The sequence below is a fragment of the Nocardia uniformis NBRC 13702 genome (assembly GCF_001613345.1).
GTDB lineage: Bacteria > Actinomycetota > Actinomycetes > Mycobacteriales > Mycobacteriaceae > Nocardia > Nocardia uniformis.
The window spans coordinates 30215-51487 of the sequence record NZ_BDCE01000048.1 but is presented as its reverse complement, the minus strand read 5'-3'; the positions used below and the strand labels follow the sequence as shown (position 1 = coordinate 51487).

Sequence of the window (21273 nt, the reverse complement as noted above, 5' to 3'; positions counted from 1 at the left end):
CCAGGAGTTTCACTGATGGCCGACGACGACGAACTACGCCGGTACCTCAAGAAGACGGCCAAGGAGCTGTACGAGACCAAGCAGCGGCTGCGTACGCTCACCGATCGCATGCAGGAACCGATCGCCATCGTCGGTATGGCGTGCCGGTACCCGGGCGGCGTGCGCTCACCCGAGCAGCTGTGGCAGATGACCGCGCAGGGCGTCGACGCCATCGGCGGCTATCCGACCGATCGCGGCTGGGACCTCGCGCGGCTGTTCGACCCGAACCCCGACGCGGCGGGCACCATCTATACGCGCGACGGCGGATTCCTCGACGATATCGGCGATTTCGATGCCGGATTCTTCGGCATCGGCCCCCGAGAGGCCGCGGCGATGGATCCGCAGCAGCGGCTCATGCTGGAGGCTTCCTGGGAAGCCCTCGAGGACGCGGGTATCGACCCGACGTCGCTGCGCGGCAGCGAAACCGGTGTATTCGCCGGTGTCATCCATCAGCACTACGGCCCCCGCATCGGTTCGCCCGCCATCGGTGCGGAAACCGAAGGCCACGCCTACCTGGGTGTTTCGAATAGCGTTTTGGCCGGACGCATTGCCTACACTTTCGGCTTCACCGGCCCGGCGATCGCGGTCGATACCGCGTGTTCGTCCTCACTGGTGGCCATCCATCTGGCCTGTCAGGCACTGCGTTCCGGCGATACGAATGTGGCTCTGGCCGGTGGCGTCACCGTGATGTCGGACCCGTCTCTGCTGATCGCGTTCGCTCGGCAGCGGGCACTGTCCAGCGACGCTCGGTGCAAAGCGTTCGCGGCCGCCGCCGACGGCACCGGGTTCTCCGAGGGCCTCGGAATGCTGGTGCTGGAACGACTCTCGGATGCCCAGCGCGCGGGCCACAACGTGCTGGCGGTCATTCGAGGAAGTGCGGTCAATCAGGACGGTGCGAGCAACGGACTCACCGCGCCGAGCGGCCCGTCACAGGAGCGGGTCATCGCCCAGGCACTGGCAAACGCCGGACTGGATCCCGCCGACATCGACGCGGTCGAGGCACACGGAACCGGCACGATGCTCGGCGATCCGATCGAGGCGCGCGCTCTCATCGGTGTATACGGCACGGGACGCCAAGGGGAGCCGCTACGTCTGGGCTCGCTGAAATCCAATATCGGTCACACCTCGGCCGCCGCGGGTGTCGGTGGCGTGATCAAGATGGTGCAGGCCATGCGCCACGGTGTGCTGCCGAGAACGCTGCACGTGGATGAACCTACGCCGCACGTGGATTGGTCCGCCAGTACCGTCCGGCTGCTTCAGGACAACCACCCGTGGTCGCACGGGGAACGCGCGCGCCGGGCAGGCGTGTCCTCCTTCGGCGCCAGCGGCACCAATGCGCACCTCATTCTCGAGGAAGCTCCCGCCGTGGCGGAGGCCGCCACCGAGGCGGATACCTTGCCGCGCGTTTCGGCCGACAGGGGGATGGCAGGAGGCGGAGCCGACGGGGTGGGTGAGCACAGCCTCGCGCTCGTGGTATCGGCCAAATCCGAAGTCGCGCTGCGTGCACAAGCGGATCGGTTGCGCCAGTGGCTGACCGAGCGCCCCGACGTGGACGTACACGAGGTGGCGCAGTCCCTGGCGAGCTCGCGGGCTTTGCTCGAGTGGCGCGGTGCGGTCACCGGGCGCGACCGCACCGAAATGCTGACCGGTTTGGCAAATTTGGCCGCCGGTGGTCCGAATACTGTTGCGGCGAAGGCTGATTCCGGTGCCACCGCGTTCTTGTTCACCGGCCAGGGTGCGCAACGCGTCGGGATGGGCGCCGGCCTCTACCGCGCATACCCGGCTTTCGCTACCGCACTGGACGATGTGTGCGCGGTGTTGGATCGGATACTGGGACGGTCGCTGCGGGAGGTGATGTTCACCGACTCCGATGGCGTGCTGGACCGAACCGAATGGACACAGCCCGCGCTGTTCGCCTTCGAGGTGGCGCTGTTCCGGCTGCTGGAATCCTTCGGTGTCGCACCGGATGTGCTGGTCGGTCACTCGGTCGGTGAGCTGGCGGCGGCACATGTCGCCGGAGTGCTGTCGCTGCCGCACGCCTGCGCGCTCGTGGCGGCCCGCGGCCGCTTGATGGGCGCACTGCCCGAAGGCGGCGCGATGCTCGCCGTGGCCATCGATGCGGCGCGCGCATCCGAACTCAGTGCGGCAGTGGCCGATCGAGTCTCGGTGGCCGCGGCGAACGGTCCCACCTCGACGGTCGTGTCCGGCGATACCGAGGCGATCGAGAGCCTGGAGCGCGAACTCACCGCCGCAGGCATCCAGACCAAGCGGCTACGGGTGAGCCATGCCTTCCATTCGGCGCGGATGACGCCGATGCTCGACAAGTTCCGCTCGGTCGCACAGAAACTCACCTACCGCACACCCGAGCTGCCGATCGTCTCGACCGTCACCGGAGCGTCGGCCGGTGCTTCGGTGACCGATCCCGAGTACTGGGTGCAGCAGGTCCGCGCAACCGTCCGCTTCGCGCCCGCGATCGACACACTGCGCGCCGACGGGGTACGCCGCTTCGTCGAAGTCGGGCCCGATGCGGTACTGACCGCGATGACCCGCGAATGCCTGGGTGAGAACACCGATCTCGCGGCTGCCCCGTCGACTGTAGCCCTGGCGCGGCGGTCGTCCGAAGAGGTCGGGCAATTCGTCGCGGCCCTGGCGCAGATTCAGGTTACGGGTGCGCGCGTCGACTGGCGCTCGACCTTCGCCGGGCGCGGTACGGCTCCGAATACCCTGCCCAAGTATGCTTTTCAACGGCGCCGCTACTGGCTGAACTCAGACCACGGTGCGGCCGCGGACATCTCGGACCATCCGATCCTCACCGGCGTCCTCGGATTGGCCGGTTCGGACGAGTGGCTCTTCACCGGCCGGCTGTCGGCGGCGACGCATCCGTGGATCGCCGACCACATGACCTACGGCGTGGTGGTCCTGCCGAGCGCCACGCTGATCGAGTTCCTGCTCGTCGCCGGTGGCCGAATCGGCTGCGAGGCAGTCGAAGAACTCACCTTGCAAGCACCGATCGTGCCTGTCGACAGCGATGAGATCGAACTACAGGTACTGGTACAGGCGCCCGACTCGACCGGCCATCGCCCGTTCGAATTCTATTTCCGCACCTCGACTTCCGACGAATGGATCCACAACGCGACGGGTTCGCTCGCCACGTCCGCCGGGCGCGAGCCGGAAGTGCTCTCCCGGCTGCGGGCGGAATCGTGGCCGCCCGCCGACGCGCAACACCTCGACAGCGCTGCTCTGCCCGCGCAGATCGCCCGGGACGCGGGACTCGAATACGGTCCGGCGTTCCTCGGGGTACAGCAGGTGTGGGAGCGAGAAGACGCTGTCTTCTCCGAGATCGCCCTGAACTCGGACCTGAGCACGGCCGCAACGCATTCGGGACGCCACACGCTGCATCCCGCGCTGCTCGATATGGTGATGCACGCCGCCTTCTCCCGGCTGATCTGGCGTGATGGGAACCCCGATCCGAACACCGGCAGACTGCTTTTCCGCTGGGGCGGGGCTCGGTTCCACCGTTCATCGACCGCGGGTGGCCGGCCCGCCGAGGTGTCCGCACTACGGGTTATCGCGGTCGCCCAGGGGCCGGAAGCAGTGGCGGTCGCAGCTGTCGACCTGGACGGCAATCCCGTTGTCTCGGTGGACGCGGTGGTCATGCGGCCGTACGACGTCAAGGAATTCCGCAGTGCGCTGTCAGCCGACGACGCCGCGCTGTACGAGGTGCGCTGGGAGGTAGATCCGAACCCGAGCGAGGCGGTCGCCGAGTCCGTGCCCACCCTCGCACTGTTGACGCCGGAGACCACGGCACTCGGTTTCGATACGCGATACTCATCGATCGCCGATCTCGTTGCCGCCGACGAGCTTCCCCATGCCGTGGTAGTGCGTGCCGCTTCGCACGAGGTACGGGAACGGGTGCACTCGACCTTGGCGCTACTGCGCTCGTGGCTCGCGCAGGATCGGTTGGCCGATACCCGGCTGGTAGTGGTGACTTCGGGTGGGGCCGGTATCCCGGGGGAACCCCTCGACCCGGCGGCGGCCGCGGTGTGGGGTCTGCTGCGCAGCGCGCAGTCGGAGCATCCCGATCGATTCGTACTGATCGACGAGGATCCCGCCGCACCTGTGCTTTTCCCACCCCCCAGCCCTTCGGGCCCGCCCCCCGTGCACTCCGATCGGATCGCCGCCGCGCTGGCTACCCGCGCACCACAGGTCGCGGTGCGGGACGGCCGCGTTCTGGTTCCCAGGCTCCGGCTCGCGGCCGAAACGCACAGTGCCGAAACGGATCCCGTCGCCACGTCGGCGACCTTCGACGGAGCGACGGTACTGATCACCGGCGGCACCGGCGGCCTCGGCTCGCTGTTCGCTCGGCACCTGGTTGCCGAATACGGCGTGCGCGAGCTGGTATTGACCTCGCGCAGTGGCCCGGATGCGGCGGGAGCCACCGAGTTGGTCGCGGAGTTGGCGCGGCTGGGGGCACGCGCCCGGGTCGTTGCGTGTGATGTGGCCGATCGCGGCGCGGTGCGCAAGCTGCTCGACGACATCGATACTCCGATCGCGGTGCTGCACACCGCCGGCGTGCTCGACGACGGAACCGTCGCAGCACTGACCGACGCACAGGTCGAGCGCGTACTGGCGCCGAAGGTCGACGGCGCCTGGCATTTGGACGAGCTGACTCGGGGTAGAGACGTCCGGGCATTCGTGGTGTTCTCCTCGATCGCGACCGTCCTCGGCACCTCGGGCCAAGCGAACTACGCTGCGGCGAATGGCGCACTGGACGCCTTGGCCCAACGCCGACGCGACGCCGGTCTCGCGGCGACCTCGTTGGCGTGGGGCCCGTGGAATCAGTCCAGCGGCATGACCGGCGGACTGGATCGTGGTGCGCTGGCTCGCTGGGAACGACTGGGACTGAGCCCACTCGCCGACGCGGAGGGTGTGCGGCTCTTCGACGAAGCACTCGCGCACAGCTCGGCGCGACTGGCACCGATCCGGTTCGATGCCGGTGCATTACGCACTAGCGATGAGACCGAGGTGCCCGAGGTCCTCCGCGGATACCTCCCACGCCGGGCGCGCGCCGCGGCACCGGCTGCCGTCGCGGCGACCGGAACACTCGGTGCTCGACTGGCCGAGACACCTGCGGCACGGCGCGGCGAAGTAGTGCTGGAGGCCGTGCTGGTCGAAGCCGCGGCGGTACTGGGCCACGAATCCGTGGCCGACATTCGGCCGGATCAGCGCTTCGACGAAATCGGATTCGATTCCCTCGGCGGCGTGGAGTTCCGCAACCGGCTCGGTAGGGCGACGGGGGTGAAACTGCCCTCCACCCTGGTGTTCGACCACCCGACACCACAGGCTGTGGCGGCGATGATCCTGACGCGGATCGAACCGACGGTGAGTGCCCCGGCGCCGAAACCGGTCCGCCGGGTACGCGCCGATGAGCCCATCGCGATCGTCGGCATGTCCTGCCGGTTCCCCGGCGGAATCACCTCACCGGAGGAACTCTGGGATCTCGTCGCCAATCGCATCGACGCCACCGGGGACTTCCCCACCGACCGCGAGTGGGAACTGGATCGCCTGTTCGACACCGACAGCGATAAGCCCGGTACCGTCTACACCCGCCGCGGCGGATTCCTCTACGACGCCGCCGAATTCGATCCCGGCTTCTTCGGGATCGGCCCCAGCGAAGCGGCCGCGATGGATCCGCAGCAACGCCTGCTGCTCGAAACTTCCTGGGAGGCACTCGAACACGCGGGTATCGATCCACTCTCGTTGCGCGGCAGCGATACCGGCGTATTCGCGGGTGCGGGCTTCTCCGGGTACGTCGACCGGGTGAACGGCGAACTGGAGGGGTACCGGCTCACCGGTACCACCAGCAGCGTCGTCTCCGGACGTGTCGCCTACACCTTCGGGTTGGAAGGCCCCGCGGTCACCGTGGACACCGCGTGCTCCTCCTCGCTGGTCTCACTGCATCTCGCGTGCCAGGCACTGCGGCAGGGTGATACGTCGCTGGCCATGGCCAGCGGTGCGACCGTCTTCGCGAGTCCCTACCTGTACGTCGATTTCGCCCGGCAGCGCGGCCTGTCGCCGGATGGTCGATGCAAACCCTTCTCCGCCGGAGCCGATGGTGTCGGCTTCGCCGAGGGCGTCGGGGTGCTGGTGCTCGAGCGGCTGTCCGACGCTCGGCGACTCGGGCACCAAGTCCTGGCGCTGGTCAGCGGCACGGCAGTGAATCAGGACGGGGCGAGCAACGGTCTTACCGCGCCGAACGGTCCCGCACAGGAACGTGTCATCGCCCAGGCCCTGGCCAATGCGGGTATCACCGCGGCCGACGTGGACGCGGTCGAAGCGCACGGAACGGGTACGCCGCTCGGCGACCCGATCGAGGCGCATGCGCTGATCGCCGCCTACGGGCAGGATCGTGGCGAGCGCGAGCCCCTGCGCATCGGCTCGATCAAATCGAATATCGGGCATACGGTCGCGGCGGCCGGTGTCGGTGGCGTGATCAAGATGGTGCAGGCGCTGCGCAACGAAACGCTGCCGCCGACGCTGCATGCCGAAACCGCTTCGCCACACGTGGATTGGTCCTCCGGCGCGGTGCGATTGCTGACCCAACCGGAGCCATGGCCCGCCGGAGGCGCGGTGCGCCGCGCAGGTGTCTCGTCGTTCGGTGTCAGTGGCACCAATGCCCACGCGATCATCGAAGAAGCTCCGCGGACACCGGCGGCGCCTGACGGCCGGTCGCCTCAGGTGGCACCGGTATCGGCGGCGCCGCTGATGTTGTCGGCGAAAACCGAGACCGGCCTGCGGACGCAAGCCGAGGCGCTGTCGCTGTGGCTCGCCGAGCACCCCGGGCCGTCGCTCGACGATATCGCCTATTCGCTGGTGTCGAGCCGCTCCCACTTCGAGTGGCGAGCCGCGATCGTCGCCGATGATATGGACCAGGCGCACGCCGCCTTGTCCGCATTGGCCGAGGGCGGCACCGCATACGGCGTCGCCCTGAGCCGGAGCCGAACGCGGCCGACCGCCTTCCTGTGTACCGGTCAAGGTGCTCAGCAGGTGGGTATGGGCCGCGAACTGTACGAGGCATTCCCGGTTTTCACGACCGCATTGGACGAGGTCTGCGCACAACTCGATCCGCTGGTCGACGCTCCCCTGCGGGAGTTGATGTTCACCGGTCGCGGTGCCGGTTCGAACGACACCGAGGCACTGGACCGCACGGAGATCACGCAGCCCGCGCTGTTCGCGTACGAGGTGGCGCTGTTCCGACTGCTCGAATCGTTCGGAGTTACCCCCGAATTCCTGATCGGGCACTCGATCGGCGAGCTGGCGGCGGCTCACCTTGCCGGACTGTGGACACTTCCCGACGCCTGCCGACTCGTCGCGGCGCGTGGTCGGTTGATGGGCTGGTTGCCCGCCGGTGGCGCCATGCTGGCGGTCGCCGCCGCGGAGCATGAGGTCTCGGCTTTGCTGGCCGACACGGGACAGCTCTCCTTCGCCGCCGTGAATTCCCCGTTCTCCGTGGTCGTATCCGGTGACGAGGATGCGATCGCGATGCTCGCCGTGGGATGCGCCGAGCGCGGCTGGAAGACATCGCGTCTTCGGGTCTCCCACGCGTTCCACTCGCATTTGATGGACCCGATGCTCGCCGAGTTCGCCGAAGCGGCTCGGTCGGTGACCTATCACGAACCGCGAATTCGATTGATCTCCAGCGTCTCCGGCGGGCTCGCCGGTGACGAGGTGCGCGAACCCGACTACTGGGTACGCCAGGTGCGCGAAGCGGTGCGTTTCGCCGACGGGGTCGCCACGCTGGCGGCCTCGGGCGTCCGTCGATTCGTGGAGCTCGGCCCCGACGCGGTCCTGACGGCGATGGTTCGCCAAGGCCTGGACGCCGAGGTCGAACAGGATTCCTCGGCCTTGGCCGTCGCACGCCGCGGCCGACCCGAGGTGGCACAGCTCATGACCTGTCTGACGCAGGCGCATGTCGCCGGTGTCGAGGTCGACTGGGCGGGTTACTTCGATCGGCGCCCGGTCTCGCGAGTGCCGTTGCCCACCTATGCATTCGAGCGGCGGCGGTACTGGCTCGAGTTCGCCCGGGCCGACGCGGGGGTCGAGTACGCGGGTTTGCACGCGGTCGACCACCCACTCCTGGGAGCGACCGTCTCGGCGCCGGAGTCGGGTGAGGTGCTGGTGACCGGTCGGCTATCGATCGCGACCCAGCCGTGGCTCGCCGATCACGTCATTGCCGGGGCCGCGATTTTCCCGGGGACCGGATTCGCCGAACTCGCGGTGTCCGCAGGGCGTGCCGTCGACTGCACCGTCCTCGAAGAACTGACCCTGCAGGCGCCGCTGGTACTGCCTGCGAACGGCGGCACGCGCATTCAGGTGGTCATCGGAGGCACCGGCCACGCGTCGAGGTCTGTCTCCATCTACTCCTGCGAGGAGAATCTCGAGGACGAACGGTGGACGCTGCATGCGCGCGGTCGGCTGACCGCGACCGACGACGCTGTGCGCACAGATATCGGTGAGTGGCCGCCGACGGGCGCAACCGAATTCGACGTCGCGGCGGGATACACCAGCCTGTTCAAACGCGGCTATGAATACGGGCCGGCCTTCCAGGGTGTTCGCGCGCTGTGGCGGCGCGGCGAGGACGTCATCGCCGAAATCGGCTATGACGACGCACCTTCCGACGGATACGCCATCCACCCGGCGCTGCTGGACGCCGCGCTGCACGCGGGGCATCTGGTGGGCGCGCTGGAAAGCGACGCGGGGGCACCGGAATCCGCGTTCACCGTCGAGGGCGGGCATATCGCCTTGCCGTTCGCCTGGGACTCGGTCTCGATGTCGGCGACCGCGGGGTCGGTGCTGCGGGTGCGCCTCACCCCCCGCGGGTCGGCGGTGGCGGTCTCGGTCGACGACGAGCACGGGCGGTCGGTCTTGACCGGATCGGTGACGCCGCGCAGTATTCCGATCGCACAGTTCGCCGCCGCCACCGCGGAGCACTCGTCTGCTCCGGTGCTGGACCTGATCTGGTCACCAGCCCCATCACCACAAGCAGACACAGCCACGTCCGTGCCCGACAAGCTCGTGGAGGTGATGCGCTGGGAGGCGCTCGACGGCGCGATACCGGCCGTCGTCGTGGCCGAAGCCGGAACGGGCTGGCAGGAAACGGATTCCGATGTCGTGGCCGCCACCCACACCGAGGTCGCGCGAATCCTCGACATCGTGCGGCGCTGGCGGAGCGCAGACCAGTCCGGCACTTCCACACTGCTCATCGCCACGCGGGGCGCGGTGTCGCTACCCGGTGAGAATCCGCATGATCTCGCGGGCGCCGCGGTGTGGGGCCTGGTGCGCTCGGCACAGGCCGAGGATCCCGGCCGAATTGTGCTCGTGGACACCGACATCGACATCGATACACCCCTGGCCACCGCCATCACGGCGGTCGGCGAGCCGCAGGTGGTCGTGCGTGACGGCGTATTGCACACCGCCCGGCTCACCCGGTCCGCACCCGTCGCATCGGGACCGGCGGATCCGCATCCCTTCGGCACCGGAACGGTGTTGATCACCGGCGGCACAGGCGGATTGGGAGCGATCGTCGCCCGGCACGTGGTAGCCGAATACGACGTACCGTCGGTGCTTCTGGTCAGTCGTCGCGGTCCGCACGCCGAGGGTGTGGCCGCGCTGACCGCGGAATTGGAGCAGCTGGGCGCAAGGGGGGCGGGCCCGAAGGGCAGGGGGGCGGGAAAGACACAGGTGGGTGTGGTGGCGTGTGATGTCACCGACGCCCAAGCCCTCACCGCCGCAGTGGGCGAGTGCCCGGCGCAATGGCCGCTGACTGCGGTCATCCATGCCGCAGGCGTGCTCGACGATGCCACGATCGATTCATTGACGCAGGAGCAGATCGATACCGTCCTGGCGCCGAAGGTGGATGCCGCGTGGCATCTGCACGAGGCGACGGCAGCGTCGAATCTGGCGGCGTTCGTGGTGTTCTCGTCGATTTCGGGAACGGTCGGCGGCCCTGGGCAGGGCAACTACGCTGCCGCCAACACCTTCCTCGACGCACTCGTCGCACACCGCAGGGCGCAGGGACTGCCGGGGCAGTCGCTGGCGTGGGGTCCGTGGGCGAGCGCCGGTGGTATGGCCGGCCAATTGACCGCGGCCGACTCGGCCCGTCTCGGTCGCAGCGGACTCAGCCCGCTGCCGGAGCAGCAAGCCCTGTCGGGATGGCGGGCGGCGATCGCGGCGGATGCGACGTTCGCGGTGATCGCGGCGCTCGACACCGCCGCGCTGCGAGCCGGGCTCGAGACCGGGCTGCTGCCGCCGGTCCTGCGCGACCTGGTTCCGGCGAGCCGACGGGTTGCCCGGCGCGCGGCTTCCGCACCTGCTCAGCGGCTTTCAGTGCTGGACTACGCAAACCGACGTCAGGCGGTATTCGATGCCGTGCGCGCCGAGGTCGCCGCGGTACTGGGCACCGGCGGTGCTGCGACCATCGAACCCGATCGCGCGTTCCAAGATCTGGGGTTCGACTCACTCAGCGCCGTAGAACTGCGCAATCGGTTGAAAGCCGCCACCGGAGTGGCGCTTTCCGCCGCTGTCGTCTTCGACTATCCGACACCACAGGCGCTGGCGGCGTATATCGCCGACGAGCTGTCGGGGGTCGGCGAAAGCTTCACGGTCACGGCCACCAAATCGGTCGACGACGACCCGATCGTGATCGTCGGAATGGGCTGCCGGTATCCCGGCGGTGTCGAATCGCCGGAAGACCTCTGGCGGTTGGTATCCGACGGTGTCGACGCCTCCTCCGACTTCCCGACCAACCGTGGCTGGGACATCGAGCGCATCTACGACCCGACCGGTGAACAGCCCAACCGCTCCTACACGCGATCCGGCGGATTCCTGCACACCGCAGGCGAATTCGATCCCGCGTTCTTCGGCATCAGCCCGAACGAAGCGGCCACCATGGATCCACAGCAGTTCCTGCTGCTCGAAACCTCATGGGAGGCCTTCGAACGCGCCGGAATCGACCCGGCGACCCTGCGCGGCAGCTCAACTGGCGTGTGGGTCGGCATGATGTACCACGACTACCCCAACAACTCGGCTACCGGTTCCGTCGCCTCCGGCCGGGTCTCCTACACCTTCGGTCTCGAGGGGCCGTCGATCACCGTCGACACCGCGTGTTCCTCATCGCTGGTAGCCATGCATCAGGCCGCGCAGTCACTGCGCTCGGGTGAATGCGATCTGGCGCTGGCCGGCGGCGTGACGGTGATGGCCAGCCCGGAGACCTTCGTCGAGTTCTCCAGGCAGCGGGGTCTGTCACCCGATGGCCGCAGCCGGTCCTTCGCCGATTCCGCCGACGGTGTCGCCTGGTCCGAGGGCGCGGGTGTGCTGGTGTTGGAACGACTCTCCGATGCGCAACGCAACGGCCACCACATCGTGGCCGTGGTCTCGGGCTCGGCGGTGAATCAGGACGGCGCCTCGAACGGTTTGACCGCGCCCAATGGTCCATCGCAACGCCGGGTGATTCGCCAGGCGCTCGCCAACGCCGGAGTAGCGCCGGACGAGGTGGACGTCGTCGAAGGCCACGGCACCGGAACGACTTTGGGCGATCCGATCGAGGCCGAGGCCATTCTCGCGACCTATGGCCGCGATCGGGTGCCGGAACGGCCGCTGTGGCTCGGTTCGCTGAAATCGAACATCGGACACGCGCAGGCCGCCGCGGGCGTGGGCGGCGTGATCAAGATGGTCATGGCGATGCGCCACGGAACGTTGCCGCGCACCCTGCATGTGGACCAGCCCTCGACCAAGGTCGACTGGTCCGCAGGCGAGGTACGGCTGCTGACCGAACCGATCGTGTGGCCGGAAGTCGATCGTCCGCGCCGCGCAGGCGTGTCGTCGTTCGGCATCAGCGGCACCAACGCCCACATCATCCTCGAACAGCCACCTCGGGAGCGGACTACGTCCGCCTCCCCCACGACGGGCCGAGGTACAGGCGCCGATGTCTTGCCATGGGTGGTCTCGGCGCACAGCGCCACCGCCCTGACGGCCCAAGCCGCGCGCCTGTCATCGGAAGTGGCGGGGTACGAGTACGAGCCGGTCGATGTGGGGCATTCGCTGGCCACCCGAAGTGTTTTCGATCATCGCGCGGTGGTCCTCGCCGATACCGCCGACGACCTGCTCGCCGGGGTGCGCGCGCTGGCCGCCGGTACGGCGGCACCGGGTGTGATTTCGGGTCGCGTCGTACCGGGTTCGACCGGGTTCGTCTTCTCGGGACAGGGCTCGCAGTGGGCCGGTATGGCAGCGGCGCTGCGCGCATCTCCAGTGTTCGCGGAGGTATTCGATGCGGTTGTCGCGGAGCTGGATCGGCTGCTGGGCGAATCCGGCTCGTTGATCGACGCTCTGAGTTCCTCCGCAGCGATCGACCGGACGGTGTTCACCCAAGCCGGGCTGTTCGCCTTCGAAGTGGCGCTGTACCGGATGCTCGAATCATGGGGAGTGCGGCCCGATTTCGTGGCCGGCCACTCGATCGGCGAGGTCGCCGCCGCCCATATCGCCGGTGTGATGTCCCTGTCGGATGCGTGCGTGCTGGTCGCCGCACGCGGGCGCTTGATGCAGGCCCTGCCCGCCGAGGGCGCGATGATCGCCATCGGCGCCGCGGAGTCCGATGTGCTGCCGCTACTCGGTGACGGTGTCTCGATTGCCGCGGTGAACAGTCCGTCGTCGGTCGTGATCTCGGGAGTCGGTACCGCCGTCGAAGCGGTGGCCGAGGCGTGCGCCGAGAAGGGTTGGCGGACACACCGTTTGCGGGTGTCGCACGCTTTCCATTCCGTATTGATGGAACCGATGCTGGCGGAGTTCGCCGCCGCCATCGCCGGTGTGAGTTTCGACGTGCCGTCGATTCCCTTGGTATCGACGGTGTCCGGTGCTCGCGTGACCGATGAGATGTCGAACCCGGGCTACTGGGTCCGGCAGGTGCGGGAACCGGTGCGGTTCGCCGACGCGGTGACCACGATGGCGGTTTCCGGTGTCTCGCGATTCGTCGAGCTCGGACCCGATGCCGTATTGACGCCGATGGTCGCTCGTACTGTCGACGTGCTCCCCGGTGTCGACGCCGCCCAGCTGGTCGCCGTCGCCGTGGCACGCCGCGACGACGCCACCACCGCCACGGCGATCACGGCGGTGGCGAAGGTGTTCGTGTCCGGTGCCGCGGTGAACTGGGCGGAGTTCTATTCGACCGCCAGTGCCGAGCGCATCGATCTGCCCACCTACGCCTTCCAGCACGACCGCTACTGGCTCGACGCGAAGAAACACCTGGCAACGACGTGGTTGGCGGATGAATTCCCCGGCGCGGACGCGGCGGGCTTGGAACCCGCCGATCATCCGCTGCTGGGTGCTGTTGTGCCGCAGCCTGATTCCGGCGGCGTGAGCTTCACCGGCCGGTGGTCGATCGATTCGATCGAATGGCTCGCCGACCACAGCGTGCTCGGTACCGTGCTGCTGCCGGGCACCGGATTCGTCGAATTGGCTTCGCACGTCGGCAGTCTGGTCGGCTGCGGGGTAGTCGATGAACTCGTCCTGCACGCGCCTTTGACCCTGCTGGCCCAGGGCAGCGTCGCCGTGCAGGTTGTCGTCGGCGCCGCCGACGACAATGGTCGACGACGCCTGACCATCCACTCCCGTCAACCCGGACAAGCCGAGTGGACAAGGCACGCGGAGGGCGCGCTCGTAGCCGAGGACGGAGGATCCGACTTCGATTTCGCCACCTGGCCTCCGGCGGGCGCCGAGTCGATAGCGGTGGCGGGCGCCTACGACGAATTGCTGGATATCGGATACGGGTATGGCCCGTACTTCCAAGGGCTACAAGCGATGTGGCAGCGCGGTGACGAGTTGTTCGCCGAGGTCGCGTTGCCGAATCCGGAGGCCGCGCAGGGATACGGCCTCCATCCGGCACTGTTCGATGCGGCCATGCACGCATTCATCGTGCACAGCATTCGAGGTGGTCGCGAGGGAGCTCCAGCCCTGCCGTTCAGCTGGAACCGGGTCGTGCTCCACGCCTCCGGCGCCGCAGCCGTCCGGGTGCGGATCGTCGGTGCGGACGAACGCTTCTCGATACAGATCGCCGACACCGCGGGCCACCCCGTCCTCTCGGTAGGCTCTTTGGTCTCCCGTCCGGTATCGGTGGAACAGTTGGGTGCGGGCCGAATGCCTGACGCACTGTTCGGGATCGGGTGGACGCCCACGACCCAGACCCCTGCCACGATCGACCCCGCGCAGGTGGTGCTACTCGGAGGCGACGGCCACGCGGATCTGGCGGCCTTGATCGCCGATCTGGACTCCAGCGGCGACGCCGTCGCCCCGGAAATCGTCGTGTTTGCATGCCCCCGCGACGACAGTGCTATTCCCACCCCTCTGCCCTTCGGGCCCACCCCCCGTGCGGTGCCGCAGGCGGCGCGAGCGGTAACCGTCGGCGTGCTCGCCACGCTGCAAGCCTGGCTGGCGGAACCGCGGCTCAGCGATACCCGTTTGGTGATAGTCACCGAACGAGCGGTCTCGGTGCACGATTCGGATCGGATCGATCTGGCGCAGGCCCCGGTGTGGGGCCTGGTCCGCGCCGCTCAGGCCGAGAACCCGGATCGTTTCCAACTGCTCGACATCGATGCCTACGGCGATTCCGCCGCGCTCGTGCAGGCGGTCGGCGCCCTCGGGTCCGAACCGGAAGCCGCCTTGCGTGGCGCCGCCGTGCTCGTGCCCCGCCTGAGTCCGCGTGCGGCCGGGGCGCCGATCACGCTGACGAAGCCGGGAACCGTACTGGTCACCGGCGGTACCGGCGGTTTGGGCGCGGTCATCGCTCGGCATCTGATCGTCGAATACGGTGTGCCCCATGTGGTGCTGACCTCACGGCGCGGGCTCGACGCGCCCGGCGCGGTCGAATTGCGCGACGAATTGGTGCAGCTCGGTGCGGAAGTCACCGTCACCGCATGCGACGTCTCCGACCGCGACGCTCTCGCGGCACTGCTCGCGGACCTGCCGGAGGCTCATCCGCTCACCGGTGTCGTTCATGCGGCAGGAACCGCGGACAATTCCGTGCTCGCGTCGATGACCGCACAGCGGATCGATACTGTGTTCCGGCCCAAGGTGGATGCGGCGTGGCACCTCCACGAACTCACCCGGGACCTGCCGCTATCGCTGTTCGTCATGGTGGCCTCGGCCGGCGGATTGGTGTTGGCGGCGGGACAGGCCAATTACGCGGCCGCCAATGTCTTCCTGGACGGACTCGCGGAGTATCGGCGCAGTCTCGGGTTGCCTTCGACCGCAGTCGATTACGGCATGTGGGAGCGCTCGAGCGGTCTCGGCACCGCCCTGACCGACGGCGATTTCGACCGGCTGCGCCGACAAGGTTTTCCACCGCTGTCCGAGGCCGACGGTCTCGCCCTGTTCGACGGGGCGATCGCGTCGGACGAGTCGCAGGTGATCGCTTTGCGGGTAGACCGAGCGGTCCTGCGTAAACGCGGGGAGCAGATTCCCGCCCTGGTTCGCGGGCTGGTGCCCGCGCCCGCCAGACGCGCGAACCGACCGGGTCCCGATTCGACGCTCGCGCTCAATGTGGCGGGCTTGTCGGACACCGATCGTGACAATGCGGTGCTGGATCTGGTGCGGTCGGTCGCGGCCGAGGTGCTCGGTCACACGTCGCCGGACGCCATCGAACCGGGACAGGCATTCCAGCAGCTCGGCTTCGATTCACTGAGCGCGGTCGAGTTCCGCAACAAGCTCAATACCGCGACGGGACTGCACCTTCCAGCCACGACCATCTTCGATTTCCCCAACCCACGGGCGGTTGCCGAATTCATCGTTTCGCAGCTGCCCGGCGGTGGGACGGTCGAGGAGCAGGCGGTGCGCCGCGTGGTTCGGACACACAGCCGTACCGACGACGAGCCGATCGCGGTGGTCGCGATGGCCTGCCGCTACCCGGGCGGGGCCGCCTCGCCCGAGGACCTGTGGGACCTCGTGGTCGCAGGCCGCGACACAACCGGGGACATGCCGACCGATCGCGGCTGGGACCTCGACGGCATCTACGACCCGGAACCCGGCAAGCCGGGAAAGACCTACACCCGTCGGGGTGGCTTCCTCTATGCGGCAGCGGATTTCGACGCGGACTTCTTCGGCATCAGCCCGAACGAGGCCACCACGATGGATCCGCAGCAGCGGCTGCTGCTCGAGGTCTCCTGGGAGGCGCTGGAGCGTGCCGGGCTGGATCCGGCGACGCTGCGCGGCAGCTCGACCGGTGTCTTCACCGGGTTGATGTATCACGACTACGCCCAGGCCACCGGCAGCGGCAGCGGTGCCGCGGGCAGCCTGGTATCCGGCCGGGTGTCCTATGTGTTCGGCTTGGAGGGGCCTTCGGTCAGCGTGGATACGGCGTGTTCGTCGTCGCTGGTGGCCCTGCATCTGGCCGGGCAGTCGCTGCGGTCGGGAGAGTGCGATCTGGCCCTGGCGGGTGGCGTGGCGGTCATGGCGACGCCGGATATGTTCCTCGAGTTCGGCCGCCAGCGCGGCTTGTCGCCGGACGGGCGGTGCCGGTCGTTCTCCGACGATGCCGATGGGGTCGGCTGGTCCGAGGGCGCCGGTGTGCTGGTGCTGGAACGATTGTCGGACGCGCGGCGCAATGGTCACGAGGTGCTGGCGGTGCTGGCCGGTTCCGCGGTGAACCAGGATGGCGCGTCGAACGGTTTGACCGCGCCGAACGGACCTTCCCAGCAGCGGGTGATCCGCCAGGCCCTGGCCAACGCGGGCATTGCGCCGGAAGCGGTCGATGCCGTGGAGGCGCACGGCACCGGCACCACGCTGGGTGATCCCATCGAAGCCCAAGCGCTGCTGGCCACCTACGGACGCGATCGCGATGAGGACAGGCCGCTGTGGCTGGGATCGTTGAAGTCGAATATCGGGCACGCCCAGGCCGCCGCGGGTGTCGGCGGCGTGATCAAAATGATCATGTCCATGCGCCACGGCGTGCTGCCGCGCACCCTGCACGCGGATCGGCCGAGCACGAAGGTCGACTGGTCCGAAGGTCAGGTGCGGCTGCTGACCGAGCAGGTGGCGTGGCCGGACGTGGATCGGCCCCGTCGTGCGGCCGTATCGTCGTTCGGTATCAGCGGTACGAACGCGCACGTCGTCCTCGAGCAGGCTCCGGCATCGGCCGCGGTGCCGGTCGCTGCGACCACTCCCCCCGGTGGAATAGTGCCGTGGGTACTGTCGGCTCGCACTGCCGAAGCGCTCGAAGCGCAGGCCGAACGCCTGACCGCCACTGTCGCGAGAACGCTTGGCGACGACCATGATCCGATCGATACCGGATTCTCCCTGGCGGCCACGCGAACGGTTTGGGAGCACCGGGCCGTAGTCGTCGCGGGCGACGGCGATGATCTGCTCACCGGTGTGCGGGCAGTGGCTCGCGCGCACTCCGCACCGAATATGGTCACCGGGCGCGCGGTATCCGGTACCACCGGATTCGTATTCTCCGGACAGGGCGCGCAGCGGGCGGATATGGCCCTCGGCTTGCGGGAGTACCCGGTGTTCGCCGAGCACTTCGACGCGATCGTCGCGGAGCTGAGTCCGCGGTTGGCGCAGCCACTGTCGCTCGAACAGGCCCTCACGGACCCGGAGGCGATCGATTCGACCGTCTTCGCGCAGGCCGGATTGTTCGCCTTCGAGGTGTCGCTGTTCCGACTTCTCGAATCCTGGGGTGTGTGTCCGGATGTGGTGGCGGGGCACTCGATCGGTGAGGTCGCGGCGGCGCACGTCGCCGGTGTGCTCTCGATCACCGACGCCTGCGCGCTGGTCGCGGCACGCGGCCGGTTGATGCAGGCCCTGCCATCCGGCGGTGCGATGGTCGCCGTCGGTGCGTCGGAAGCCGATGTGCTGCCACTGCTTTCGGGCGAGACCGCGATCGCCGCTGTCAACGGCCCGTCCGCGGTGGTGCTCTCCGGCGCCGACACCGATATCGCCGCCGTCGTCGACCGCTGCGCCGCGAACGGGTGGCGGACGCATCCGCTGCGGGTATCGCATGCCTTCCATTCGATGCTGATGGACCCGATGCTCGCCGATTTCGGCGCTGTCGTCGAAGGATTGACGTTCACCCAGCCGCGGCTGACCGTGGTGTCCACGGTGACCGGCACCCGCGTCACCGACGAAATGACCGATCCCGGCTACTGGATCCGCCAGGTGCGCGAGGCCGTCCGTTTCGCGGATGCCGTCGCCACCATGGCGGCACTGGGCGTGACCCGCTTCGCGGAAGTCGGCCCCGGCGCCGTCCTGTTCCCGATGCTCGAGCAGATCCTCGACGACCGGGAAGCGACCGCTCTCGCCCTCGTCCGTCGGGATCACGCCGACGCCGCCACCCTGGTGGCCGGGGTGGCGAGATTGTTCGTCTCCGGCGCCGACGTCGACTGGACCCAGCACTATGCGGGCACCGGCGCGCACCGAATCGACCTGCCCACCTACGCCTTCCAGCGGAAGCGCTACTGGACCGAGGGCACGATCAGCGGTAATGGCAGCGCCGCAGTCATGGGCCTTGCCAGCAGCGGCCACCCGCTGGTCTCCGCCGTCATATCGCAACCGGACGACGGCGCTGTCATCATTGCCGGGCGGCTGTCGGTGCAGACACAGTCCTGGTTGGCCGATCATCGGGTCATGGGCACGGTGCTGTTCCCCGGCACCGGTCTGGTCGAACTCGCGGTGCACGCAGGGGAATTGGTCGGCCTGCCGACGGTGGAGGAACTGGTGCTGCGCACGCCGCTGGTGCTGCCGGAAGCCGGTGGTGTCGCGGTGCGCGTGCTGACCGGCGCCGAGGACGAGACCGGGCGACGCGGAGTGCGGCTGTTCTCCGGCCCGGCCGACGACGTCGATACATCGACCTCCTGGACATTGCACGCCGAAGGCGTACTCGCCCCGCGGCAGTCACCGGCCGCCGACCTCACCGCCTGGCCGCCCGCGGGCGCCCGGGCGCTGGATATCGACGGGCTGTACGACGAATTGCTCGACGCCGGTTACGCATACGGTCCCCAATTCCAGGGTCTGCGGGCCGCCTGGCAACGTGGCGAGGAGGTATTCGCCGAGGTCGCATTGCCGCACACTCAGGACGCCGCAGGCTTCGGACTGCACCCGGCACTGCTCGACGCCGCCCTGCACGCGCTGCATTCGGCCGGATTCCTGACCACCGACGACGGCGTCGCCTTGCCGTTCGAATGGTCGGGAGTCACCGTGCATGCGGCCGGAGCCGACGCACTGCGGGTTCGGTTGACTCGCGTGGGCGAGCACACGGTTACCGTCGATCTGGCGGATTCGACCGGTGCGCCGATCGCCACCGTGCGAACTCTGGCATCCCGGCCGATCGATCCGACACAGCTCACTGCGGGCGCGTCGGTCGTCGGTAATGCCGTGTTCGATGTCGAGTGGACACCGATCACGGTGTCGGGCAACGCGATCGGCGCGATGCCGTGGCCGGAGGTCGGTACCGAGGTGCCGGCGGTGGTGCGGTACGACAGCCTGGCGGGCAATGATCCCGACAGCGTTCGTACCGCGACCCATGCCGCGCTGGAGGTGCTGCAATCCTGGATCACCGAGCGGCGATTCGATGAGTCACTGCTGGTGGTTCGTACCGAGGGTGCGGTATCGGTGACCGGTGAGGACACGACGAACCTCGCCGGTGCCGCGGTGAGCGGTCTGGTGCGGTCGGCGCAGGCGGAGAATCCGGGCCGAATCGTCCTGGTGGACGCCGATTCCCGGATCGACGAGCTGCTCGGCGGGATCGCGGCCGCGGCCAAACCGCAGCTCGCGGTGCGCGATGGTCGGCTGTACCAGGCACGCTTGGCTCGCGTAGCGACCACTGCGGCCACTGAGCGCCTGATCGAAAGTTCGCCTCGAGGGACTTCGGTCTCCGCGCTCAGCACCGAGTTCGGACCGGACGAGACGGTACTGATCACCGGTGCGAGCGGCTTCCTCGGCGGCTTGTTCGCCCGGCACCTGGTCACCCGCGGCGCCCGGCACCTGCTGCTGGTCAGCCGACGTGGTGCGGCCGCGCCCGGTGCCACGGAACTTCGGGAGGACTTGCGGCAACTCGGCGCTTCGGTCGAATTCGCGGCCTGCGATGTCGCCGATCGTGACGCACTCGCACGGGTATTGGCCGACATCCCCGCCGACCGTGCACTGCGCGGGGTGTTCCACACCGCGGGTGTACTCGACGACGGGGCGATCGGCTCGCTCACCCCGGACCGGATGGACGCGGTGCTGCGCCCCAAGGTCGACGCCGCACTCCACCTGCACGCGCTGACCGCCGATCTGGATCTGAAGGCGTTCGTCCTGTTCAGTTCGGTGGCGGGTGCGTTCGGTGGCCCCGGTCAGGGCAATTACGCGGCCGCCAATTCGTGCCTGGATGCCCTGGCGGTACACCGCCGGGCAACCGGCCGCCGCGGGCAGTCCCTCGCCTGGGGCTCGTGGGAGTCGTCCGGCGGCATGACCGCCGAACTCGGCGCGGTGGACCGCCAGCGCATGTCACGTGCGGGCATGCTGCCGCTGTCGCACGACCAGGGGTTGGCTTTGTTCGACGCCGCGGCGAGTACCGATATCGCCGCCCCTGTCCTCGCCCATCTGGATCCGCGGCGAATCGGCGCGGATTCGGCGGCCACACTGATCGAGGGGTTGCTGCCAACCCGTCGCGCCCCACAGGTCGATTCGGGGGCCGAACTGCGCAAACGTTTGGCCGATACCCCGGAAGCGGAGCGATCCGCAGTGCTGATCGAAGTGGTACGCGCCCAGGCCGCAACGGTTTTGGGGCATGCCGACGCCACCGCCATCGCGATCGACCGGGCGTTCAGCGAGCTGGGATTCGACTCGATCACCGCGATCGAATTTCGCAATGGGCTCACGACGGCCACGGGATTGCGGCTTCCGGCGACCCTCATATTCGACTACCCGAGCCCGCAATCCCTGGCCGGGTATTTGACGGGCGAACTCGTCGAGACGGACAAACCCGACCGCTCGGCCGATCTGTCCGACGACGCCCTCCGCGATGCCCTGCAAGCGATTCCGCTGGCGCGGCTCCGGGAGTCGGGCCTGCTGAACTCCCTCATGACACTGATGGACAACCACACCGGCAGCCCCGCCACGGGGAGCGATCAGCACGGTGACGTCGAGGAATCGATCGACGTTCTGGAAATCGACGACTTGATCAATCTGGCTTACAACTCCGAGGACTGA

At 68.4% G+C, this 21273-nt stretch carries 1 protein-coding gene; it reads left to right on the top strand.

Annotated elements, in window-relative coordinates:
• Positions 1–15: 15 nt before the first annotated feature.
• Positions 16–21273, top strand: coding sequence for a type I polyketide synthase (locus NU1_RS43255; protein ID WP_067522282.1), 21258 nt, complete (start codon positions 16–18; stop codon positions 21271–21273).